Source organism: Arthrobacter sp. CDRTa11, assembly GCF_026427775.1.
Taxonomy (GTDB): domain Bacteria; phylum Actinomycetota; class Actinomycetes; order Actinomycetales; family Micrococcaceae; genus Arthrobacter.
The window spans coordinates 4,927,115-4,950,025 of record NZ_CP044532.1; the positions used below are offsets into that span (position 1 = coordinate 4,927,115).

Here is a 22,911-nt window from a genome sequence, read left to right on the forward strand (position 1 = left end):
TTATGGATATCAAGCTGGCCCGGCTCGGTGAACGAGGCAAAGAAGAACCTGTGGTGCTCGTGGCTGACGGGAGCGGGGGCCACAAATACTTCAGCCTTGGTGCCCTGACGCAGGACATCGACGGCGCCTTCCTCGCTTCTGACGGCGTAGAACGGACCCGGCAGGCTCTTACGGCGGGGGAACTGGCGGAGGTTTCAGCGTCCGGGGTTCGGATCGGGGCACCCGTTGCCCGTCCCGGCTCAATCATTTGCATCGGGATGAATTACGCGGCGCATGCCGCAGAATCAGGCTCGGCTCCGCCGGAAATCCCGGTCGTATTCCTTAAGCCTTCCAACACTGCCAGTGGCCCTTTCGACGCGGCACCCATCCCGCCGTCGTCGGAAAAATACGACTGGGAAGTGGAGCTGGGCGTTGTTATTGGACGGGAAGCGAGGTACCTTTCCGATCCCAGCCAGGCCTTGGAATGCGTGGCCGGATACCTCGTGGCCAACGATCTCTCGGAGCGGAACTATCAGCTGCCAGGTGCCGCAGGCCAGTGGACGAAAGGCAAGTCCCTGCCCGCCTCGACACCGCTTGGCCCGTGGCTCGTCCCGGCTGACCAGATCAACGCGGGCCGCCTGCAGCTCCAGACCCGGGTCAATGGCGAGGTCCGGCAGGACTCCTCCACGGCCGACCTGATTTTTGACGTCCCCACGCTGGTACACCACGTCAGCCAATACATGCTCCTGGAACCTGGAGATGTCATCCTCACCGGCACTCCGGAGGGGGTGGCCCTGTCCGGCCGGTTCCCGTATCTCCAGCCGGGGGACGTGGTGGAACTGGACATCGAAGGCCTGGGCCGCCAACGCCAGGAGTTCTACCGTGAAGGAGCATCGCAGTGACTGCCACACCGGAGAGTTTTGTGAACAGGGATTTCGAGGGCCTGGTGGCTTTGGTGACCGGCGGAGCGTCCGGAATCGGGGCAGCCATAGCGGACAGGCTGGTGGCAGGCGGCGCCAAGGTGGCGGTCCTGGACCTCAACCCCGCCGGTACCTCTCATTACGCCGTTGAGTGCAACGTGGCAGAGGACGCATCGGTGAGGGCCGCGGTGGACGCCGTCGCCGCACAATTCGGCAGGCTGGACATTGTGGTGAACAACGCTGGGATCGGCGCCATGGGCGACGTCGCGGCCAACGACGACGCCGAATGGGCGCGTGTGCTGGACATCAACGTTGTGGGGGTTGCCAGGGTGACGCGTGCTGCCCTTCCGTACCTGCGCCAATCCCCCGCGGCAGCCATTGTCAATACGTGTTCCATCGCCGCCACGGCCGGACTCCCACAGCGGGCGTTGTATTCGGCGTCCAAGGGTGCCGTGCTGTCACTGACCCTCGCCATGGCGGCCGACCACATCCGCGAAGGCATCCGGGTCAACTGCGTCAACCCGGGAACAGTGGATACCCCCTGGGTTTCCCGGCTACTTGGCCAGGCGGACGATCCTGAAGGCGAGCGTGCCGCCCTCAATGCCCGCCAACCCCATGGCCGGCTAGTGGCAGCTGAGGAAGTGGCAGAGGCCGTAGCGTACCTGGCAAGCCCTCGTTCGGGGTCAACTTCCGGCACGTCCCTGGCTGTGGACGGCGGCATGCAGGGGTTGCGGCTGAGGCCGCTCGGCTAGCGTTCCTTCAGCGCGCGGCTCCTCTGGCCGCCCCTCCTCAGCCACGCTGCCACGGCCTGACTCGGCCTGGATCGACGCGGCTTCGAGGTTGCGCATCCCCGCCTGTTTCATGATTAGCATCCACCTGTTGACCGCCCCGGTCCGGAGGCGTACTTTGCCATTATCCGGCCCGCTATCTGCAGATGATCAGACCGGAAAGGGGGCTGCCTTTCGGGGCCGCCGCGCATTGATGAAGCACGCCACCGCAGGCTCTTTGGCCCAACCTTACGGCTGCAGTGGTGCACCGGTCTCGCAACCGCATATCGGGCATGCCCAGCTGAGGGACGCCATGCCTGAGCACCAAAGCACCAGCAGCTATGGAGTTCAACATGGACAACAGCGCCCTGCAGTCTCTACAGGAAAAAGTACGGGGAACCGTCATCACCGCAGATCACACTGGTTATGACGCCGCCCGATTGGTCTACAACGGCATGATCGACAAGCGCCCTGCAGCCGTACTCCAGGTTTCCCAGGTGGCCGACGTGATTTCGGCAGTGAATTTCGCACGGGACGAAGGAATGGATATTGCCATTCGGGGCGGCGGCCACAGTGCTCCGGGCTTCGGCACCTGCGACGGCGGCCTGGTGATTGATTTCGTCAATTGCCGGGGAGTGCGGGTGGATCCCTCCACCGCTACCGCCAGGGCTGAAGGCGGCACTACGTGGGCCGACTTCAACTACGCAACCAACGCCTTCGGTCTCGCCACAACCGGGGGCATCATCGGTTCCACGGGGGTGGCCGGGCTGACTCTCGGCGGCGGCATCGGCTACCTTTCCCGGAAATACGGCCTGTCCTGCGACAACCTGAAATCCGCTGACGTGATCACGGCAGACGGAAAATTCCGCCACGCCAGCACCACTGAGAACGATGACTTGTTCTGGGCTCTTCGCGGGGGAACCGGAAACTTCGGCGTGGTGACCTCCCTTGAGTTCAGCCTGCATCCGGTGGACGTGGTGTACGGCGGGGTGGTCATCTACCTGCTGGAGCATATGGAAGCCGTTGGGCAGCTGTATCGCGACTACATCGCCACCGCTCCCGAAGAAATGGGCATTTTCCTGGGGGTTCACCAGGGCCCTCCCGTCCCCTTCCTGCCGGAGGAGTACCACGGGCGCCCCGTGGCAGTAATAGTGGGCGCCTGGACCGGCCCCCACGACGAAGGGCAGCGTCAGTGGCAAAAATTCCTGGATGTCGCGCCGGTGGCGGGTGCATTTGTGGGCCCTCTCCCCTACCCCGCCCTCAACACCCTCTTCGACCCGCTCCTTCCTAAGGGACTCCAGGCGTACTGGAAGGCCGAATTCTTGCCCTCCCTGGGTGACGAGGCCATCCGCGTTGCCCAGGAATTCGGCAAAGGCATACCCAGCGAGGAGTCTGCGAACCACTTCTACCCCATCAACGGCGCCGTCCAACGGGTACCTGCGGACGCTACGGCCTTTCCCTACCGGGGTGCGGATTTTGCGGCGGTGATCGCGGGCATGTGGCAAGATCCAGCGGACAACGATGCGAACGTCGCGTGGGTCAGGGACTACTGGTCCGGGCTGCATCCGCACAGCGCCGGCGGCGGCTATATAGGGTTTATGGACGCCGACGACCAGTCCAGGATCCGCGACAACTATGCAGGAAACTACCAGCGGTTGGCCAGCATTAAGGCCAAGTACGATCCTGACAACCTGTTCCACATCAACCAGAACATCAAACCCGCAGCCTGAGCCGCTCCGCTTAACGCAACGCTCCCGCAACCTTGCGCGGGAGTTGATCGCCTATGCTCAGCAGAGCGCCTCGGCGCGTCGCGATCAACGTTCAACGTTCAACGAGCGATTCAATGACGAACCACCCGGGAGACACGGCATGACCAACTGGCGGATCAGGGACTTTCATTCAGCGGACCTTGACGGGATCCTGCACCTGTGGGAAACGCTCAAGGCAACCAATGTGGAACCCGTCTATGCCCTTTCCGAGGTCCTGGCCTCCTGCGAAAAGGACCACGCCGTGGTGGCTGTGCTGGGCGACATGGTGGTGGGCGCCGCCGTCGGACGTGCGGCGCATGACCAGGGCTGGATTGTTTTCCTGGCCACCCTTCCGGAGTACCGGGGCCGCGGGATCGGGACCTCGCTGCTGGCCGCCGTCGAAAACCGCATGGCTCCGCACGGGCTTAACAAGCTCTCGGCCCTGATGCCCGAAGCGGAAACCCGGGTGGAGGCCTTCCTCAGCCGGGGGTTCGCGCTGAAGAAGAACCTGCGCTATTTCGAGCGGACCATTCCGGTTCAGCGCCAGGAGCTCGGTGCGCTCGGCCAACTGGGCGGCCGGATCCTGGCCCGTGACCTGTGGGAAAACGTGGCCGGCATGCGCAAGGAAAAGGAACTCCTTGAGCGGCGCTTGGTCCTCCCCCTGGCTGAAGCCGATCTCGCCGATGAATACGGCGTGGTGCCGCCGCGCGCCGTCGTGCTTTTCGGTCCTCCGGGAACGGGCAAAACCACCTTCGCCAAGGCGATCGCATCGCGGCTGGAATGGCCGTTTGTGGAAGTGTTTCCGTCCAGGCTTGCCTCCGATCCGAAAGGCCTGGCAGGAGCGCTGCGGGAAACATTCCTGGAAATTGCCGAGCTGGAGCACGCCGTGGTGTTCATTGACGAGGTGGAGGAGATCGCCTCCCAGCGTTCCGGCGAACCGCCGTCGCCGCTGCAGGGAGTCACCAACGAGCTCCTGAAGATCATTCCCGCCTTCCGCGAACAGCCCGGCCGCCTCCTGGTCTGTGCCACCAACTTCATCAAATCCCTGGACACGGCGTTCCTGCGCCACGGCCGGTTCGACTACGTCATCCCCATCGGCCTGCCGGACCGCCAGGCTCGCGAAGCGATGTGGCAGCGTTTCATCCCTTCCGCCGTGGTGGACAACGTGGACGTGGAACTCCTGGTGGATCGCACCGAGGGCTTCTCCCCCGCGGATATTGAGTATGCCGCCCGGAGCGCTTCCCAGCGTGCGCTGGAAAAAGCAGTGTACGACGACGGGGGGCTGGCTTCGGGCGGGACCCTTTCCGTTCGCGACGCGGTGCGGAAGGGCCCCTCCACACAGGATTACCTCGACGCTATCGGCGAGACGCGGACCACCGTCAGCGACGAGGTTCACCAGGACTTCCTGGAGGATATCGACCGCCTGGGCCGCGTCTAAGCAGGGTCAGCTTTCTTCTTCCCCACCTCCCCCTGCGCGAACGGACACTTAAGCACCTCCACCGGGCGCGGGCAGACACTCAAGCCCTGACCGTCTGGCGGCCGAGGCATAGGGCGTCGGGCTGGAATGAGCGAGCCGGAAGAGCCCGGCGGGGGCTGGACGGGATGCCGTTGCCACTGCGTTTGCGGGTACGGAACGTTTTTGGGAGCGGGCGAGCTTCGGGACGGTTACTGATGCTCCTATAGCTGTCAATGGTCGTTGAGCCAGTTTGTATAGCGTTCGTGGAAGTGGTCGTCGCGGGTGAGTCCCCGTTCGAGTCTGGAGAGCGCCGTGGGCCAGACACGGAGGTCACCGGCGGCGGTCTGGAGCGTAATGTTTTTAGATTTGCGCAGGGCGCGGAGTGCTCCAGCATCTGGTGCCGGGTGCGGGTGTAGGAGCTGCTCGTAGATTTCGCGCGCGATGTAGCGTTTGAGGCATCGCATGATTTCTTTGGTGCTCTTGCCTTCGGCCCGGCGCCTGGTGACATAGGTTTTGGTGCGACTGTCACTCATCATCCGCACGAGCACGACACTGTGGATCGCTTTGTTCGCCTGCCGATCGCCGCCGCGGCTGAGCCGGTGTCGTGTGGTCTTGCCGGAGGATGCGGGGATCGGTGCGACCCCCACGAGGGCGGCGAATTGTGCTTCGGTGCCGATCCGTTGGGGGTTGTCGCCCACGGTGACCAGCAGCTGGCTTGCCACGTCTGTGCCGACCCCGTGCAGGTCGCGGAGCAAAGGCGCGTGAGTGGTGATGATCGTGTCGAGTTCAGCATCGATCAAAGCTATTTCCTGGTGCAACGCCCGGTACCGGTGGGCGAGGCGTTTGAGGGCGGTAGCGGTGGCGTTCAGAGGTTCTGAGATGTTCCCGGCAGGTCGGGTCTTTTCCAGCGCGGCAATGATGGCCGCGCTGCCCAGCCCGCGGTATTTGGCACGGAGCGGCTCAGGAGCGGAGACGAGGATGCCCTGGACCTGATTCATGACCGCGACGCGTGCCCGCATCGCGGTCGCCCGTTCGGCCCGCAGGACGCGAAGTGACTCCACAGCCCCGTCCCGGGCCTTGGGCGTGGCGGTGCTACGGCCGGCGAGCACCGATTCCGCGGCCTGATAGGCGTCCAGCGGGTCAGATTTGCCTTGCAACCGACGGCCTTGCCGGTTCGGGCGCATGACCTCTAGGACCTGGATCCCTTCCTTCGTCAAAATTCGGGCGAGCTCAGCTCCATAGCTGCCGGTACCTTCGACACCGGCGGCGACGACCGGCCCGAAGCCGGTTATGAACTCGATGATCTTTCGATAGCCAGACTCGACGGCCAGGAATTCCTGGTCGGCAACGTGCCGGCCGGTTTCGGAGATGATGGCGACGTGATGGGTGTCGGTATGGGTGTCGATCCCGGCGATGACTTTCAGATGTTCCTTTGCCATGATGAAACTGCCCTGACCTTCCGTTGCATGCGATGGACACGAAGGGGCACGCCGGCCGGGTGGGCAGACAAGACAGTAATGGGACTCCTCGAACAGGCTCCTATGAGGTCATGTCCACCTGGCCGCCGCGTCTAATGCAGCTGCATTGCGGCGGACAGATCATTTAGAAGACAAACCCTTCACCGGGCGTCAGTCAGTGCCGGAGTCACACCGCAACACAGCCAATTCCATCATTACTGTCGGTGGCTGCTGACAAGCTAAGGGTATGGACAACGGGGAAGTCTTGGAGGCAGCAGACGCACCTGGTGCGGCCTTGATCCGGCCTGACTCCAAGCCGTGCTCCGCTGCCGTTGATTCTTATGCAGGTCCTGATGCTGTTTCTCTTGCCGCCGGGCATCCTGATGCTGCTTCTGGCTCGGGCGCCGATACTGATCCTGACGCTGGTCTTGTTTCCGGTGCTGGTTCTGATCCGTTGCGGGATTTGGCGGAGGAGTGCCTGGCTGTCATGGCGGAGGCGGCCCGTGATGAGGCCCGGGCCGCTGCCCGGAAGGCCCGCGCGGCCGCCGCCTACGCGGACGCCTGCCGCCGCCTGCTTCCTCCGTCGGCCTCACTGCACGACCAGTCTGTGGCGGAGATGGGCATGGTCGCGGAGGTCGCCTGTGTCCTGACCATCAGCGAAGGCACCGCCTCAGCCTTCCTGGTCCAGTCCCGCCAACTGAGCACCGAACTGCCGCGCACCCTGTCCGCCCTGCAGACCGGGGCCATCTCCTGGCAGCACGCCCGGATCCTCTGCGACGAAACCACCGGCTTGGGCCCCGCCGGCGCTGCAGCCCTGGAAGCCCACTTCCTGAACCCCGACGCAGCGAAGGCTTCCCGCGCCTGCCTGGCCGGGGACCTCACACCCTCACGGTTCCGTGCCAAGGCCCGGACCTGGCGCGAACGCCACCACCCCGTCTCGATCGAAACCCGCCACGCCAAGTGCGTCCTGGACCGCCGGGTCGAATACACCCCGGACCGCGACGGCATGGCCTGGCTCTCCGCCTACCTGCCCGCCGACCAAGCCGCCGCCATCTGGGAACACACCACCACCACAGCCCGGGCACTCCAAAGCCCCACCGAATCCCGCACCCTCACCCAACTCCGCGCCGACACCCTCGCCACCGCACTCCTCAGCGGAGAAACCACGAACGTCGAAAAGAACCGGCCCACTGGCGGCGAAGAGCGCACTCGTGATGACGACGCAGAGCGCACAGCCGGGCAGGTCCCGCCGCTGCGGGCCCAGGTACTGGTCACCGTGCCCGTCTTCTCGCTCCTGGGCCTGACCGATGAACCTGCCACCCTCGACGGCCACGGCCCCATCCCCGCCTCCATGGCCCGGAACCTGGTCGCCAACGGAGCCGACTCCTTCCACCGCGTCCTGACCGACCCCCGCGACGGCGCACCACTGGAAATCGGCAGAACCAGCTACCGCCTCACCACAGCCATGCGCCAATGGCTCAGACTCCGCGACGCCAAATGCCCCTTCCCCGGCTGCAACAACCACTCCCTCGACAACGAAGCAGACCACCTCCTCGCCTGGGCAGACGGCGGCACCACCGGCATCAACAACCTCGGCCAACCCTGCCGAAAACACCACCACCTCAAACACAACTCGGCCTGGCAACCAACCCCAGCCAGCAAAAACCAACCACCCGGCTGGACCTCACCCACCGGCCGCCACTACAAAAGCGAACACCAAGACTGGGAACCACCCACCTGGCCGGATCGCACACCGAGCCTTCTCGAATGACATGGGGCCTTACACGGGTCTAGGCGACCCCAACCGTCTGAACTAGCCCGGGCCGAGGCTGCGCCAACCGTTCGATCCCACCCGGTCTGGACCGCGCCAACCCTCTGAACATGGCCCGGGTCGGAGCGGGGCCAACCGTCCGTACCTGGCCCACGGCCGAGTCGCGCCCTCTATCCGACACGAGCCAGGTCCGGAGGGGACCGGGACCTCCTCCGGACCACGCCTCCCCCCGGACCACGCCCCACGCCCCTCGCCCCTCGCCCCTCGCCCCTCGCCCCCGATGCTGTGGAACAGCGAGCAGGGCGGGCTGTAATCTTTGACCCATGCCCTCGAACCCGCTTCGGCACGCCATGGCCCGCATGGGCGGCCGCGATCCGCATCAAGCCCACCGAGCCGCCACTCCGCTGGAACTCTTCTTCGACCTCACCTTCGTGATTGCCTTCGGAGTGGCCGGCAGCCAGTTCGCCCACGAGATTGCCGAGGCCCACTTTGCCGCCGGGTTCCTCGGGTTCGGGTTCGCCATGTTCTCGGTGATCTGGGCCTGGATAAATTTCACGTGGTTCGCGAGCGCCTATGACACCGACGACTGGATCTTCCGTGTCGTCACCATGGTTCAGTTGCTGGGAGTCCTGATTTTGGCGATGGGCATCGAGCCGTTGTTCGAGTCGCTGGTTGAGGGAAAAAGCGTGGACAACGCAGTGATGGTGGGCGGCTACGTGATCATGAGGCTTGCTCTCGTATTCCAATGGGTGCGCGCTTCCCGGCAGGATCCCGCCCGCCGTGAAACCTGCCTGCGCTACGCCACCTGCCTTGGACTGGTGCAACTCGGGTGGATCGCAGTGGCGGTCATCCAGGCTGATGTGTTGACCACCTTCATGATGGTCGTGCCCCTGTTCGTGCTGGAAATGGCCACGCCGTACTTCGCCGAACGCCGGGCAACCACGCCATGGCACGCGCACCATATCGCCGAGCGCTACGGCCTCCTGGCCATCATCACCCTGGGCGAGTGCCTGATCGGCGCCATCGAAACCCTTCGGGCCATCGTGGCCCTCCACGGCTGGAGCGTTGATGCTGCACTGGTGGGCTTCGGCGGCACCGCGCTGGCCTTTGGCATGTGGTGGATCTACTTCATCCTGCCCGCCGGCCGCGCACTGCATCTGCGCCGCCACCGTTCGTACTTCTTTGGCTACGGACACATGCCCGTCTTCGCTGCGATTGCGGCCACAGGTGCCGGACTGCACGTCGTGGCCTACTACATCGACCACCAGGCACACATCAGCGCGGCCGTAGCGGTGGCCAGCGTCGCAGTTCCGGTCGTGCTCTTCAAGGTCTCGCTGACCTGGCTGTTCAGCGGCATGATCTGCCGGGACCGCTCGGTGATGGCCGTAACCGCAGGCGTCACCGCAGCAATGGCGGCAACGATCGGCATGGCTGCGGCTGGGGTCCCAGTTCCCGTCTGCCTCTTGGTGATCGTGCTGGCACTCGGCGCCTCGATCGTCGTGGACGAACGCCGCGGCGTCGAAAAAATGAACGCGGCCTTGGAACAGCTTGAGGCGGAGGCTAAAACGCGCCGTCCGGCCTAGGACTCGCGGGAGTCGGACGTTCCGCTGGGGGCCTCTTCGTACGAGAGGTTCTCATAGTCCGTCTGGTCCTCGTCATCCAGCCTGTCGTCCAGTTCCTTGAGCAGCCAGGGGTTCACCCGGGCCAGGATCTTCCGGACTTCCTCCACGTCTACGGCTGCGTACAGCACCGGCCGGGCGTCGTCATAGCGCGTGACGGGCGGCTTGTCCGGCCACTTGTCGGCCAGGGCTTTGACCCGCTCGGGCAGGGAGTTGTGGGCGTTGTCCGCGATCTTCACCAGTGCGGCATCGTGGTCTTCGGCGATGAAGCGGATGCCAGCCTGGTAGTCATCCGGGTCGTCGTGGAGTCGTTTGGTAACGCGCTCGATAATGCTTACTGCCCGCTCGGAAACCCCCATGTCCAGGAGGGCCTGGCGCGTAATGGGGGTGTCCTCCGCGATGTCGTGCAGGTACCCGGCAATCCGGATGTCGTCGTCGAAATCGGCCAGCGCGTCCCCTACCGCGATCACGTGGTCACGGTAGGGACGCTTGAGCTTGTCCTTCTGGCGGTTGTGGGCCACCTCGGCCAGGACCTTGGCCGTCTCAACCGTGAATCGCGGCCGGGGCCCAACATCCGGAGAGCCGGCTTCCGTAAATTCCAATTCAGACATAGTCCCAGCCTACGCGCCGGGCGGGCCGCTCAAATCCCGCTCAGAGAACCAGAACGGGCTTGATGGACTGCCCTGATTTCATGTCTTCCACAGCCAGGTTGATGTCTTCGAGTTTGTACGTGCTGACCAGCTTGTCCAGGGGGAACCGGCCGGCTTCCATCAGCGCAATGATGGCTGGGATGAGCCTCTCGATTTCGCTGTCCCCCAGCGTGATTCCCTGGATACGGCGCCCCGGCATCATAAAGTTGACGTCTACTGCAGCCGTCGCACCAAAAGCGGGCGCACCAACAGCCACAATCTCGCCCCGGGCCGCCGTAGAGAAGACCGCCTGCTCCAGGACCTTCGTGTGCCCGGTCGCCTCAATCGCCGCGTTCGCGCCGCCGCCGGTGATCCTGTGGATTTCGGCGGGGACGTCCTGGGTTTGGGAGGCATCGATGGTGTGGGTCGCGCCCAACTCCCGGGCAAGGTCCAGGCGGGCAGGAACCATGTCGACGGCGATGATGGTGGCCGCCGGAGACAGCGCCGCGGCCATGATGGCTGACAGTCCTACAGCTCCGACGCCGAACACAGCAAGGCTGGATCCTGGCCTGGGCTGAATGGCGTTCCACACCGCCCCCGCACCGGTCTGCACGCCACAGGCCAACGGTGACAGGTGCTCAAAGGGAAGATCGCTCTCCACTTTTACAATGCTCCGCTCGTCCACTACAGACTGCCGCGCGAAGGATGACTGGCCGAAAAAGTGGCCACCCACAGGTTCTCCTCCCCGGGATATGGGGGAAGTTCCGTCGCTTCTGGCTCCCCCGATCAGGTTCGCGGGAAGCCAGGTGTCGCAGTAGGCCGGGTGGCCGTCCCGGCAGTTCCCGCAGGATCCGCAGGAGGTAAAGGAAAGCACTACCTTGTCGCCCGGCCGGACCCTGGTGACAGCGGTGCCAACGTCGGCCACCACGCCGGCACCTTCATGTCCCAGGACGCCCGGCAGTGGAAAGGGCAGGCCTCCGCCGGCCACGGAAAGGTCGGTGTGGCACAGGCCGGCGGCCTTGATATCCACCAGGACCTCATGGGGCCTGAGGTTGTCCAGCTGCACGGACTGGATGGAAAAAGGGGCACCCGGGGACTCAACAATGGCGGCGTCGGTAGTAAGAAGCATGGTCATCTCCTAATCCGTGGCGATGACGACGGACTTGGTGCGGCTGTAGGACTCCAGGGCCTCAGGGCCATATTCGCGGCCCCAACCGGAGTTCTTGACCCCGCCGAAAGGCACCGCAGGATCCAACAGCGCCCAGGAGTTGACCCAGACAATACCGGCATCAAGTCTTGAGGAAACGCGGTGCGCCCGGGCAATGCTTGATGTCTGGACCCCGGAGGCCAGCCCGTACTCAGTGCTGTTGGCCAGCTCGATGGCCTCCTCCTCGGAGTCGAAAGGCTGGACCGTCAGGACGGGGCCAAAGACCTCCTCCCGGACAGCCGCTGCATCATTGGCGAGGCCGGCAATAACTGTCGGCTTGTAGAAGAACCCGCCGTTCAGCTCCAGCCGCTCGCCGCCCACCACCACCTGGCCCCCGGCTGCCTTGGCGCCCTCAACAAAGTCAGCTACTTTGTCCAGCTGTTTCCGGCTGGCCAATGGCCCCATCACGGTTTCCGGGTTGCTTGGATCGCCCACAGGAACACCGGCAACGGCCTCTTTCAGGATCCCCAAAACCGTTTCATAGATGGGCCGTTCCACCAGGAGCCGTGGCCCGCCCATGCAGAACTGGCCAGAATTGAAGACGAAGGCGCCGATCACGGTGCCGATGGCCTGGTCCAGGTCCGCGTCGGCGAAAAGGATGTTCGCGGCATTGCCGCCAAGCTCGGCAGTGACCGGGCGGAGGTTCTGGCCGGCGAGGGCAGCCACATGCCGGCCGACGTCGGTGGAGCCGGTGAAGGCCACCTTGCTGACGTCGGGGTGTGCCACAAGTTGATCCCCCAGGATGCCGCCCGAGCCGGTCACAACATTAAAGACGCCCGCCGGCACACCTGCTTCGGTGAGAATCTCGGCCATCAGCAGGGCACTGAGCGGAGTGTCACCCGCCGGTTTGTGGACTACCGAGTTGCCGGCCGCCAGGGCTGCAGCAATCTTGGTGCTGGAAAGGATCAGCGGAAAATTGAACGGCGTAATCGCGGCCACCACCCCCAAGGGCTCCCTCTTGGTGAAGGCATGGGCAGGGAGGGGCGTCTCCCGGACGGATCCGTCGAGCTGCTGCGCCAGGGCGGCCACGTACTCGTACTGGTCAGCTGCTGTGGCCACATCCACCACACGTGCGAAGGTGATGGGCTTCCCGACGTCGGTGCTCTCGGTGAGTGCCAAATCCTCGGCGCGTTCCCGTATCAGCAGCGCCGCCCTATTCAGCACGCGTGAGCGTTCCCGGCCGCTGAGGCGGGACCACCTGCCGTCGTCGAACGCGGTTTTGGCAGCGGCAACAGCGGCGTTGATGTCTGAGACTGTCCCGGCAGCGACTGTGGCGGCCACCGCACCGGTGGCGGGGTTGATAATGTCCGTGGTGCCCCCGTCGGACGAAGGCCGCCATTCGCCGTTGATGAACAACTGGCCCCGGTTGACGGCGTCCGGAAGGGTGACCGACGGAATGAGTACTTTTTCAGACTCTGTCATTGTCATTGGCTTGAACTTCCTTGTTCGCGGTAAGCATGAATCCCAGACCAGGCGACGCGCTGCGCTGGATCTAGGGTGATGCGGATCATGATTGCCGTCAAACACGGGCAGGACAATGGCCTCCTGCGCGATTCGGATAGTCCAGGGTTAGGAAGCCGTGGGTTCAGTTGATTTTTTCAACGTTTGTGAGGGTGCCTCGCCAAAAGTCTTCGCATAGTGGATAGCGAACCGGCCTGCGTGCGGGAACCCCCAGCGTGCGGCGACATCCCCCACGCGGGTGGAAGGCCTGGCCGAGATGAGCTCGCTGCGGACGCGGCGGAGGCGGATGCTGCGCAAATGGTCCATGGGCGTGGTGTCGAGGTGCTTCCGGAACCCCAGCTGGAGCGCCCGCGGGCTGACAAAGGCGTCGGCTGCCAAGGCTTCCAGGGTGATGGGCAAATGGGCGTTGGATTCCATGAAGTCAATTGCCCGCCGAACGGCTGCAGATCCCACCGCCTCCGCATCACCGGCCAGTTCTTCGCTGAAGTTGTTGGGAGCCGACAGGAGCAATCCCCGCACGGCGTACTGGACGGCGGCGTGTGCCATCAGCGGCGAACTCAGGAGAGAGTCGGGATTGCTCACGCCGGCAATCAGCAGTTCGACGGCGGCACGCCACTCCTTACCCCGGTGGGAGGTCAGGTCAAAGGAGCCTTCAAAGGCAAGCTCCTTTTCGGCTGAGCGCCCCAGGAGCGCTTCGAGTTCCTGATGCATCAGGGACGTGGGGATCTTCAGCCCAAGCAGCTGCGTCGGTTCCGACCAGCCCTGGAGGGTGGTGGGCCCCACAGGACCGTGGATGGCGGCAAGGGAGGGGCTGCCCAGCACCACACTGTTGCCCTGGGAAAACTTCATCCGGCCAAACCGGGGGAAATTGACCTGGTAGGCGGTCTCCAAATCGCCCGTGGAGATCTTCATCGGAGTCCCGTATTCCAGCAGGCCCAGGGTCACGCCCTCGAGGGTTATGCCCTTGGTGCGCCATTGAAAATCCTCAGCCGAACGGCCCATGTCCAAGTGGTGGGGGTAGTAGACCTTGCCACCGATGTCCAGTGCCTCGTCGGGGATTTTGCTCTGGATGGCAAAACGGCCAAGCGCCTCGGCGGAGGCGTCAGCTGCAGAAACGCCGGTGGCTCGCATACGTCAACTAGAGCACGGGCATGGAAAGTCGAACAAGTGGTACCAGGCAACAGAATTAATCGTTGACTTTTACAACAATATGGATTCTCATTGATATGAGCACAGCAGTTATGCCAAAGAGCATGCTGCGTACGTCAGCGAGCAAAGGAGCAACCATGAGCCTGTCAGGCAAAGTAGCAATCGTCACCGGAAGCGGACGGGGATTGGGCCTGGCCTACGCCCGGGAACTGGCACGCCAGGGCGCCGCCGTGGTCATCAATGATGTGGATTCCGATGTAGCTGCTGATGCAGTCCGGACCATCGAGGCCGACGGCGGACGGGCCGTTTCCGTCGTCGCCCCCGTGGGCAGCACGGATGTTGCAAAGCAACTGGTCGCCAAAGCTGTGGAGGCCTTTGGCCGGCTGGACATCCTGGTCACCAACGCCGGGATCCTGCGGGACAAGTCACTGCTGAAGATGACGGACGAGGACTTTGACCTGGTGATCAATGTCCACCTGAAGGGGACGTTCACCTGCGTCCGGGAGGCCTTCGCGTACTTCAAGGAAAACAACATCCCGGGCCGGATTATCACGATCGGTTCGCCCACCGGTCAGCGCGGCAACTTCGGCCAGACCAATTACGCTGCGGCGAAGGCCGGGATTGTGGGCATGGTCCGCACCTGGGCGCTGGAGATGAAGAAGGCCGGCGTGACTGTGAACTGCGTGATTCCGGTGGCTGCCACCGCGATGACTAAAACAGTCCCGTATTTCCAAAAGGCTGTGGAAGCGGACGAGCGCGGCGAAGCCATGCCGTCCTTCTTCCGCCACGACCTAGGTTTCGGAACGGCCGACGACGTCGCCGGGCTGGTTGCCTTCCTCGCCTCGGACGAGGCCGCCAACATCACCGGCCAGGCCATCGGCGCCGGCGGTGACCGGTTGCAGGTCTGGACCCACCCGGTAGCGGCCACCACCGAATACCTCGAGGGCGGCTGGAGCTACGACGCCCTCCACGACAACGCCGCATCCCTCTTCAGCCCGGACACCCTGCAGAGTTACGGCGAGGAATTCCTCCCGCTGCCCGAGGAACTGCAGCCCTCGCAAGCACAGGCCCGCTGACCATGGCACGCTACGAACTGGGCATCGATGCCGCCACGCTGGACGCGATCGACATGCACGTCCATCTCGAGGTGGACAGCTGCGGCCACGGGTCCCTCCCGGACGCGCTGACCGAGGCCTCGGCGAAGTACTTCAAGGCCGAGGACCGCACCCCGTCCCTAGACCGCATCGCCGAGGTGTACCGCGAACTGAACATGGCCGCAGTCGTCTTCACCGTGGACGCCCGCACCCAGCTCAAGCACGAACCCAACAGCATCCCGGAACTGATCGCCGGCGCAGCCCGGAACAATGACGTCCTGATCCCGTTCGGCAGCGTTGACCCGCGCACCGGCGAGGACGCAATCGCCGGAGCCAAGCACCAGGCCATCGAACTCGGTGCCCGCGGCTTCAAGTTCCACCCGTCCCTGCAGGGCTTCGACCCCTCCAACGAACGCTTCTACCCGCTCTGGGAAACCCTGCAGGAACTCGGCCTGCCGGCCATCTTCCACACCGGCCAGAACGGCATGGGCGCCGGCCTTCCCGGCGGCTACGGCATCAAACTGGCCTACTCCAACCCGCTGCTGCTGGACGCCGTTGCCGCGGACTTCCCGGAACTGCAGATCATCATGGCCCACCCCTCCGTGCCCTGGCAGGACGAAGCCAACTCCATCGCCACCCACAAGGCAAACGTCTTCATCGACCTCTCCGGCTGGTCACCAAAGTACTTCCCGGAATCCCTCGTCCGCCTGTCCAACTCTGTACTGCAGGACAAGGTCCTCTTCGGCACCGACTTCCCGCTCATCACCCCACAAAAATGGCTGGGTGCTTTTGCGGACCTGCCACTCAAAGACGAGGTCCGCCCCAAAATCCTCAAACACAACGCCATCCGCCTGCTTGGACTAAATTGACCGGGCCAGGCAGCTGACCTCTTCATCTTTAGTCCTTCTCCACATAATCCCTAAACATCAGAAGCACAGGAGCCCACCAATGCCCAACCTCGTCGTCGACTTCGACAAACTGCTCACGCTCACCGGCACGGACCTCGGATTCACCGAGTACCGGGAAATTACCCAGGAACAGATCAATAAGTTCGCCGAGGCCACCGGGGACGACCAGTGGATCCACGTGGATCCCGAGCGCGCCAAGGACGGGCCGTTCGGCGCCCCGATCGCGCACGGCTTCCTTACGCTCTCGCTCATCATCCCCTTCTGGGGCGAGCTGTTCGACGTCGAGAACGTCACCACCAAGGTGAACTATGGGCTTGATAAGGTCCGCTTCACCTCGCCCGTAAAGGTGGGCTCACGGATCCGCATGCAAGCCACTATCGCCGACGTCACCGAGGTTAAGGGCGGAGCCCAGATCAAAGTGGCCAACACCATCCACATCGAAGGCCAGGAACGCCCCGCCGTGGTGGCTGAGTTCCTCGCCCGCTTCTACATCTAGCTTCCTCCCACCTCCTGGCGTCCCACCCCGGACTCGCTTCCCGGGTCCAAGCCAGTCAGAACGGACTAGTCTCACAGATAGGAAGGATTCGCCGTGGAAAACTTTGGCTCGTGGCTGCAGCGTCGCCGCCCCAAGTCCGGCACCAAGACAGCACTGATCAGCGGTGACCGGGAAGTGAGCTACGACCAACTCGCGGACCGCAGCATCAGGCTGGCCAACGCCTTACGGGACCGCGGAGTGGCCAGGGGAGACAGGGTTGCCTACCTCGGTGAGAACCATCCGTCCTTCCTGGAAACCCTCTTTGCCTGTGGCCTGCTGGGGGCCGTGTTCGTCCCCGTCAACACCCGGCTGGCACCGCCCGAGATCCAGTTCCAGCTCCAGGACTGCGATGCCGCGTGCCTGGTCCATTCCAGCAGCTTGGACGGACTGGCCATCAGTGGCGCAACGGGTACTCCGGTGGCCCGGCGCATCATTGTCCAAGACGCAACGGGAACAGGAGCCACTGAATTCAACACCGAACAGGGCACGACGGTGGTGGAGGATTTCGAGGCCGCCGTCGCGTCCGGCGCGGCCGAGTTTTCGGACGAGCAAGTGGGTCTCGACGACGGCGCCATGATCCTCTACACGTCCGGAACCACGGGACGGCCCAAGGGGGCGCTCCTGACGCACGGGAACATTGTCTGGAATTGCCTCAACGTGGTGGTGGACTTTGATTTCGCGTCTACGGACGTGGTGCTGATCATCTCGCCGATGTTCCATGTTGCGTCCCTGAACATGGGCGTGCTGCCAACCCTGCTGAAGGGCGGGACCGTTGTTCTGGAGGCGAAGTTCAATCCCCAGAGGACGCTGGAACTGATCGAAAAGCACCATGCCACCACCATGAGCGGTGTCCCCACCACGTACCAGATGCTGTGCGAGCACCCGGATTGGGAGGGAACCGACCTATCTTCGCTCAACAAACTTACGTGCGGCGGCTCCGCTGTTCCCCTGCGGATCCTGGAAGCTTATGAAAAGCGTGGCCTTGTTCTTTCCAACGGCTACGGCATGACCGAAACAGCGCCTGGAGCCACCACGCTTCCGGCCGCCCGTTCCCGGGAAAAGGCCGGCTCGTCGGGGCTTCCGCATTTCTTCACTGACGTCCGCATTGCGGACTTTGACGGCACTTTGGCTGCTCCCGGCGCAGTGGGTGAGATCCAGGTAAAAGGCCCCAACGTGATCCGGCAGTACTGGAACCAGCCCGAGGCAACAGCGGAATCCTACGCCCCCGGCGGATGGTTCAAGTCCGGGGATATGGGCTACAAGGACGACGACGGGTTTGTGTTTGTCTCGGACCGGCTCAAGGACATGATCATCTCCGGCGGCGAGAACATCTATCCGGCGGAAGTGGAACAGGTCATCGCGGAGCTGGAGGCCGTGGAGGGCGTTGCTGTGATTGGTGTGCCGGACGAGAAGTGGGGCGAGGTGCCGCGGGCCGTGGTGCTGCTCCGCGAGGGCATGCAGCTGACCGAAGAGGAGCTTCGGGCGCACCTTGAGGGCCGGCTGGCGCGCTACAAGATCCCCAAATCCGTGGTGTTCGTGGACGAGATGCCGCGGACGGCAAGCGGCAAGATCAGGAAGGCCGAGCTTCGAAGGACCAGCGGAGCCCAGCCCTCCGGCCGGGCCTGAGCCCAGGAACGCACACGCTGGAGCGCTGCCGCCGCCTCACTGCAGCCTGCCAGGGTAGCCGGGCCACACCCACGATTCGCGGGGCAGCCCCTCTGGCCGGAAGACCGCCAGCGCCTGCTCCAGGGTTCCGGCCGGCAGGCCCAGGGACTGCAACAGCACGTCCCGCACCGCGGGCGCGGACACTCCTGCGAGCGCGAGGTCGGCCAGCGTGACGGCACCGTCGCGCTTGGCCAGCCGGACGCCGTCGGAATTCACCACCAGCGGGACGTGCGCATATTCCGGAACCGGTATGTCCAGCAGCGAGGCCAGGTACGCCTGCCTGGGGGTGGACGCCAGCAGATCGTCCCCGCGGACCACCTGGTCAATCCCCTGCGCGGCGTCGTCCACCACCACCGCCAGGTTGTACGCCGTCACGCCGTCGTTGCGGCGCAGCACAAAGTCGTCCACCACTCCCGTGAACTCACCGTGCAGGATGTCCCGCACGGTGTACTCCGCCGTGTCCGAACGCAGCCTGATGGCAGCCGGCCGGGTGGATCTCTTGAACTCAAGCTCGGCAGGGTCAAGGTTCCGGCAGGTGCCTGGATAGGCACCCTGGGGCGCGTGCGGAGCTGACGGCGCCTCCTGGATTTCCCGGCGCGTGCAGAAGCATTCATACGTCCGGCCGGCATCAGCCAGCCTGCTGATCGCCGCGGCGTACAGCCCTCCGCGGTCCGTCTGGCGTACGACGGCGCCGTCCCACCTCACGCCGATAGCCGCCAGATCGCGGAGCTGCTCCGCCTCCGCACCGGCCCGGGCGCGGTCCAGGTCCTCCACGCGCAACAGGAAGTTCCGGCCCGTGGACCTGGCAAACAGCCAGGCAAGGATGGCTGTCCGAAGGTTGCCAACATGCAGTTCACCGGAAGGGCTCGGGGCGAAGCGGCCGGCGGAAGTCATGGAACAACACTAGGCCGATGAGCGGACGGCTGAAGAACGCATGGCTGAAGAACAGGACAGATCTAAAGAGCCGGCACAGCACAAGAGCCCCTCAGCTACCGATGACTTCGGCGGACCGACGTCGGGAGCTCAGGGGCTCTTGCCGTGTGTTTGCAGAATGACCGTGGTGTGAACAAGTGTCAATCAGCGGCGGCCTCCTTGCGGGAAGCGAAGTCCAGGGACCGGGTGGTGTGCCGGGGTGCCTGTAGCCTGCGGGTTGCGGCGGTAGCCTTTAGCCCTTCTTGCCATTATTTGAGCAGGCACCCTACAGTTGGCACAACCGGCAGAGCTTTGATTGATCAATCCGACCAATACCTGCCGGGGTGACCGGCAGGAACTGATCAGATTGCAGGAACTGGACGCAACGGACCGGCGGATCCTCAAGGCCCTGGATGAGGATCCCCGGGTACCCATCATGGTGCTTGCCCAAAAGCTGGGCCTGGCCCGCGGGACTGTGCAGTCGCGCCTGGAGCGGATGACGGCGTCGGGAGCCCTGCGCCCCAACAGCAGCCGCGTGCTTCCTGCAGCGTTGGGCCGCGGTGTGGCCGCAGCCGTCAGCGCTGAGCTGGACCAGAGCCACCTCAACGAAGCCATCGCCGCGCTTCGCGAGATCCCCGAGGTCCTGGAGTGCCATGCCCCGGCCGGCGACACCGACCTGCTGATTCGCGTGGTGGCCACCAGCCCCGATGACCTCTACCGCGTCTCCGAGGAAATCCGGCTCTGCCCCGGAATCGTGCGGACGTCCACCAGCATGTTCCTGCGCGAAGTCATCCCTTACCGGACCACCGGACTGCTGAAGGGCTGAGTTCCGGCTGGCACGGGGAGCTCTCCCCATCGCGGACACCAGCTCAACGCGGCTAGGCTGTCACGGGAATCCACACAGGGGGCAACATGGCGGGAACATTCTACGGCGCTGACGTGCCGGCGCTTCGGCAGCTCGCCAAGGAGTTGGCCAGCGGCGCCAGCCGGCTGGACCTGCTGGGCCAGCAACTCAACGGCTCCGTCACTAACAGCCCCTGGAAAGGGCACGACGGCGACAGGTTCCGCAGCGACTGGAACTCCGGACACCTGAAGGTACTAAAGTCTGCATCCGCGGGGCTGGAGCTGGCATCCAGGGCGCTGCTCGCCAACGCTGATGAGCAGGACAAGGCAAGCACCAGCGGCGGGACAGGCAACGGCAGCGGTGCAGGCGGTTCCGGCGGCGGTGCAGGCAACGGAAGCAACAGTGGGGCCGGGGAGGGCACAGCCCAGGATCTGACCGACACCCTGACCGGCATGACCGCTGAAGAACGCGCGGACTACCTCAAGAGCGCTGAGTTCAAGCAATGGGCCCTGGATAACCCTGAAGCAGCCAAAACTGCCATGGACGCCGCCGCGGATTCGGGCCTGATCGATAAAAACTCCAAGGTGTACGGTGACTTCCTGAGCTCGTACTGGAACCAGCGGGCAATGCTCGACATGGGCATCGACCTCTCCGATTGGGACACGTCCAAGGGCACGGAGCACAACTGGGAGACCATCAGCAAGGTCTACGATTTCTACGGCCAGGCCTACCTCTCCAACCCTGACCTGCAGTGGGCCGGAATGGCCAACATGATCGGTCCGTCATTCGCGGGCGGGTTCAAGGACATGGCCATGCTTCGGGAGCTCGCCCAACAGATTTCGGACAATCCGGCGTCGGACATCCCGCTGCCCGTCCTGGACCAGATTGAACAACTGGCGGGGATGACCGACCAGGAAATCCGCTACTACGAAACCAGCATGCTGGATATGAACAAGGAGATCTTCCTGGACCAGGCCCGCCAGCATCAGGCCTACATGACCGGGGGAATGGACGAGATCAACCGGTTGCGCGATTCGGGCGCAATAGACCCCGGCACCGCCCAGGAATGGGCCAAAATTGCTTCCGGGGACCCCGAACTGGTCAAGGAGGGCAACACGGCGTTGCTCTTCCGGGAACAAAACGAGATCATCGCGGACGACTACGACAACATGCGCAACCATCCTGGCGGGGAAGCCGTGACGTACATGGTGACGCTTGCCGGAGAGCCCTCCATCCCCGGCGCTAAGAGCTACGCCGAGGTGTTCCCCTACACGTTCGACGTGGAAAGCCCAGGGCCGGAAAACATACCCTTCACCAACTGGGACAACCCCGCCCAATTCCGTACGGACTTCACCACAGGCTTCCCTGACGGCAATATCGCGGATGCAAACCAGCGGTGGGAACTCATCAGGCAGGACACCCTGCCTGCCTATCAGAACCTCCTGGCCGATGATCCGGCGCGCGCCGGCCAAATCATCGGTTCGGACTTCAACGACCGGGTGGAGCAACACCGCCCCACCAACAACATCCCCGGCATCATGGACCGCTTCCTGGATGGCTTTAGCGCGGAGGTTCACCAGTGACAGCCACCCGCCATTTCCGGCGGCACGCCGCTGCAGCTGTCCTCATTGCAGCGGCAGGCAGCCTCGCTCTGACCGGCTGCCAGGCCAGCGGGACCACCACCGAACCAACCTCTCAAGGGAGCACCATGAGCACCTCGGAATTCTCTACGCTGGACGCTGCCGGAGTGGAGCAGATCCGCACGTCCAAGGCTGCCCGGCTGGACATGAGCTCAGGGCGGCTGGAAAAGACTGCCGTGCGGGTCACCGACGACAGCTACGGACCCGAAATCAATACCAAGGATTCAGGAAAGATCAGCCTCACCATCGTTGGCCCCAGCGGCGAGATCAGCGCTGACACTGACCGGATCCGGTTCAATACCACCACCAAGCGGCAGGACTTCACCGAAGTCACCTACTTCCTGACCGCCGATTCACCGGAGGAGTATTTTGACCTCATCCGGGACGGCGTGGCCCGTTACGGCATCGATTCCGCCTCCGCCGAACGCTGGATCAGCAGTACCCGGGAGGATCCGGGCACCAAGAGCGACTTCTCCATCACCTCCGGCAGGTCAACGGGGCTGGACGTAAATTACGACCTGCGGTACGACGGCGGCAAGTCCACCCAGGTGATCATCGTCCACGTCAGGCCGGCCGCGTAGGAAACCGAGCGAAATACCCAGCGAAACCACTCAACGAATAGAAGCGCTATACCGGCGGGCCCGCGTTGGACTTGAGGTTTTTCATCACCAGGGTTGAGGTGAGCCTCTCAACCCCGGGCAGTGACGTCAGTTCGGCATCGTAGAAGCGCTGGTAGGCCGGCAGGTCCTCGGCAATGACCTTGAGCAGGTAGTCAGGCGAGCCGAACAGCCGCTGGGCCTCCACGATGTTGGGATTGTCCGCCACACGGTTCTCGAAGATCTCCATCGTGGGCCGGTCCACCTGGCGCAGGGTCACAAAGACGATGGCCTCGAACCCCAGCCCCACAGCGGCGGGATCAATGTCCGCCTTGTAGCCGCGGATCACTCCTGACGTCTCCAGGTCACGCAGCCGGCGATGGCAGGGTGCCACAGTGAGGCCCACCTTGGCGGCGAGCGCGGTTGCGGTCATCCGGCCATCCTCTTTAAGGTGGCGCAAAATATTTCTGTCAATGTGGTCTATCACGCAATTATCTTACCCAGACCGTCGGTTTTCGCGCGAAAAAGGCGAGCACTTCTGGCAGTGAAATTAC

General features: G+C 63.9%; 20 protein-coding genes. 13 read left to right on the forward strand and 7 right to left on the reverse strand.

The features are described from left to right. The first annotated feature begins 2 nt into the window (after positions 1-2). The 4 genes from F8G81_RS22480 (at position 3) to F8G81_RS22495 (ending at position 4,852) form a co-directional block, all read left to right on the forward strand. Positions 3-881, forward strand: a complete 879-nt coding sequence (locus F8G81_RS22480) for a fumarylacetoacetate hydrolase family protein (RefSeq protein ID WP_267276826.1) — start codon at positions 3-5, stop codon at positions 879-881. After that, positions 878-1,651 (forward strand): SDR family NAD(P)-dependent oxidoreductase, encoded by a 774-nt coding sequence (locus F8G81_RS22485; protein WP_267276827.1) that lies wholly within the window; start codon positions 878-880, stop codon positions 1,649-1,651. The genes F8G81_RS22480 and F8G81_RS22485 overlap by 4 nt, the downstream gene beginning before the upstream one ends. 368 nt (positions 1,652-2,019) lie before the next feature. Next, positions 2,020-3,396, forward strand: coding sequence for an FAD-binding oxidoreductase (locus tag F8G81_RS22490; protein ID WP_267276828.1), 1,377 nt, complete (start codon positions 2,020-2,022; stop codon positions 3,394-3,396). Between the two features lie 139 nt (positions 3,397-3,535). Further along, entirely contained in the window at positions 3,536-4,852 is a 1,317-nt protein-coding gene (locus F8G81_RS22495; protein ID WP_267276829.1) for an ATP-binding protein, read from the forward strand. Positions 4,853-5,100: 248 nt separating this feature from the next. Here the strand turns inward: F8G81_RS22495 and F8G81_RS22500 are convergent, their stop codons facing one another. Further along, the gene (locus tag F8G81_RS22500) at positions 5,101-6,309 is read right to left on the reverse strand and encodes an IS110 family transposase (protein WP_267276830.1); all 1,209 of its coding nucleotides are present in this window, start codon (positions 6,307-6,309) and stop codon (positions 5,101-5,103) included. A gap of 265 nt (positions 6,310-6,574) precedes the next feature. Here F8G81_RS22500 and F8G81_RS22505 point away from each other — a divergent pair, with 265 nt between their 5' ends. Both F8G81_RS22505 and F8G81_RS22510 read left to right on the forward strand, forming a co-directional pair. Further along, positions 6,575-8,098: an HNH endonuclease signature motif containing protein gene (locus F8G81_RS22505; protein WP_267276831.1), complete on the forward strand. Its 1,524-nt coding sequence runs from the start codon at positions 6,575-6,577 to the stop codon at positions 8,096-8,098. A 323-nt stretch (positions 8,099-8,421) separates the two neighbouring features. Continuing rightward, positions 8,422-9,681, forward strand: coding sequence for a low temperature requirement protein A (locus F8G81_RS22510; protein ID WP_267276832.1), 1,260 nt, complete (start codon positions 8,422-8,424; stop codon positions 9,679-9,681). Here F8G81_RS22510 and F8G81_RS22515 read toward each other — a convergent pair. The 4 genes from F8G81_RS22515 to F8G81_RS22530 form a co-directional block, all read right to left on the reverse strand. Further along, a complete protein-coding gene (locus F8G81_RS22515; RefSeq protein WP_267276833.1) occupies positions 9,678-10,328 on the reverse strand; it encodes a phosphohydrolase in 651 nt (216 codons plus the stop codon). The two genes, F8G81_RS22510 and F8G81_RS22515, sit on opposite strands and share 4 nt — an antisense overlap. Before the next feature lie 40 nt (positions 10,329-10,368). After that, the gene (locus F8G81_RS22520; RefSeq protein ID WP_267276834.1) at positions 10,369-11,475 is read right to left on the reverse strand and encodes an NAD(P)-dependent alcohol dehydrogenase; all 1,107 of its coding nucleotides are present in this window, start codon (positions 11,473-11,475) and stop codon (positions 10,369-10,371) included. A 9-nt stretch (positions 11,476-11,484) separates the two neighbouring features. Beyond that, positions 11,485-12,981 carry an aldehyde dehydrogenase family protein gene (locus F8G81_RS22525; protein ID WP_267276835.1) on the reverse strand — a complete coding sequence of 499 codons (1,497 nt, stop codon included), beginning with the start codon at positions 12,979-12,981 and terminating at the stop codon, positions 11,485-11,487. A 141-nt stretch (positions 12,982-13,122) separates the two neighbouring features. Then, the gene (locus F8G81_RS22530) at positions 13,123-14,145 is read right to left on the reverse strand and encodes an AraC family transcriptional regulator (protein ID WP_267276836.1); all 1,023 of its coding nucleotides are present in this window, start codon (positions 14,143-14,145) and stop codon (positions 13,123-13,125) included. Positions 14,146-14,300: 155 nt separating this feature from the next. On the opposite strand from F8G81_RS22530, the gene F8G81_RS22535 reads away from it, so the two are divergent. The 4 genes from F8G81_RS22535 to menE all read left to right on the forward strand — a co-directional run bounded on the left by F8G81_RS22535 (position 14,301) and on the right by menE (position 18,326). Beyond that, positions 14,301-15,239 (forward strand): SDR family NAD(P)-dependent oxidoreductase, encoded by a 939-nt coding sequence (locus tag F8G81_RS22535; protein ID WP_267276837.1) that lies wholly within the window; start codon positions 14,301-14,303, stop codon positions 15,237-15,239. Between the two features lie 2 nt (positions 15,240-15,241). Continuing rightward, positions 15,242-16,126 (forward strand): amidohydrolase family protein, encoded by an 885-nt coding sequence (locus F8G81_RS22540; RefSeq protein ID WP_267276838.1) that lies wholly within the window; start codon positions 15,242-15,244, stop codon positions 16,124-16,126. 79 nt (positions 16,127-16,205) lie between these two features. Continuing rightward, positions 16,206-16,661, forward strand: a complete 456-nt coding sequence (locus F8G81_RS22545; RefSeq protein WP_267276839.1) for a MaoC family dehydratase — start codon at positions 16,206-16,208, stop codon at positions 16,659-16,661. Positions 16,662-16,754: 93 nt separating this feature from the next. Next, entirely contained in the window at positions 16,755-18,326 is a 1,572-nt protein-coding gene (gene menE, locus F8G81_RS22550) for an o-succinylbenzoate--CoA ligase (protein ID WP_267276840.1), read from the forward strand. Between the two features lie 36 nt (positions 18,327-18,362). Here the strand turns inward: menE and gluQRS are convergent, their stop codons facing one another. Next, positions 18,363-19,259 carry a tRNA glutamyl-Q(34) synthetase GluQRS gene (gluQRS, locus tag F8G81_RS22555; protein ID WP_267276841.1) on the reverse strand — a complete coding sequence of 299 codons (897 nt, stop codon included), beginning with the start codon at positions 19,257-19,259 and terminating at the stop codon, positions 18,363-18,365. A gap of 385 nt (positions 19,260-19,644) precedes the next feature. On the opposite strand from gluQRS, the gene F8G81_RS22560 reads away from it, so the two are divergent. The 3 genes from F8G81_RS22560 to F8G81_RS22570 all read left to right on the forward strand — a co-directional run bounded on the left by F8G81_RS22560 (position 19,645) and on the right by F8G81_RS22570 (position 22,342). Beyond that, entirely contained in the window at positions 19,645-20,103 is a 459-nt protein-coding gene (locus F8G81_RS22560; RefSeq protein ID WP_267276842.1) for an Lrp/AsnC family transcriptional regulator, read from the forward strand. 86 nt (positions 20,104-20,189) lie between these two features. Beyond that, a complete protein-coding gene (locus tag F8G81_RS22565; protein WP_267276843.1) occupies positions 20,190-21,704 on the forward strand; it encodes a WXG100 family type VII secretion target in 1,515 nt (504 codons plus the stop codon). Continuing rightward, positions 21,701-22,342: a hypothetical protein gene (locus F8G81_RS22570; RefSeq protein WP_267276844.1), complete on the forward strand. Its 642-nt coding sequence runs from the start codon at positions 21,701-21,703 to the stop codon at positions 22,340-22,342. Before F8G81_RS22565 ends, F8G81_RS22570 begins: the two co-directional genes overlap by 4 nt. A gap of 46 nt (positions 22,343-22,388) precedes the next feature. On the opposite strand, the gene F8G81_RS22575 is transcribed toward F8G81_RS22570, so the two are convergent. Continuing rightward, complete coding sequence (locus tag F8G81_RS22575) at positions 22,389-22,844, reverse strand: Lrp/AsnC family transcriptional regulator (protein WP_267276845.1); 456 nt, start codon at positions 22,842-22,844, stop codon at positions 22,389-22,391. Positions 22,845-22,911 lie beyond the last annotated feature (67 nt).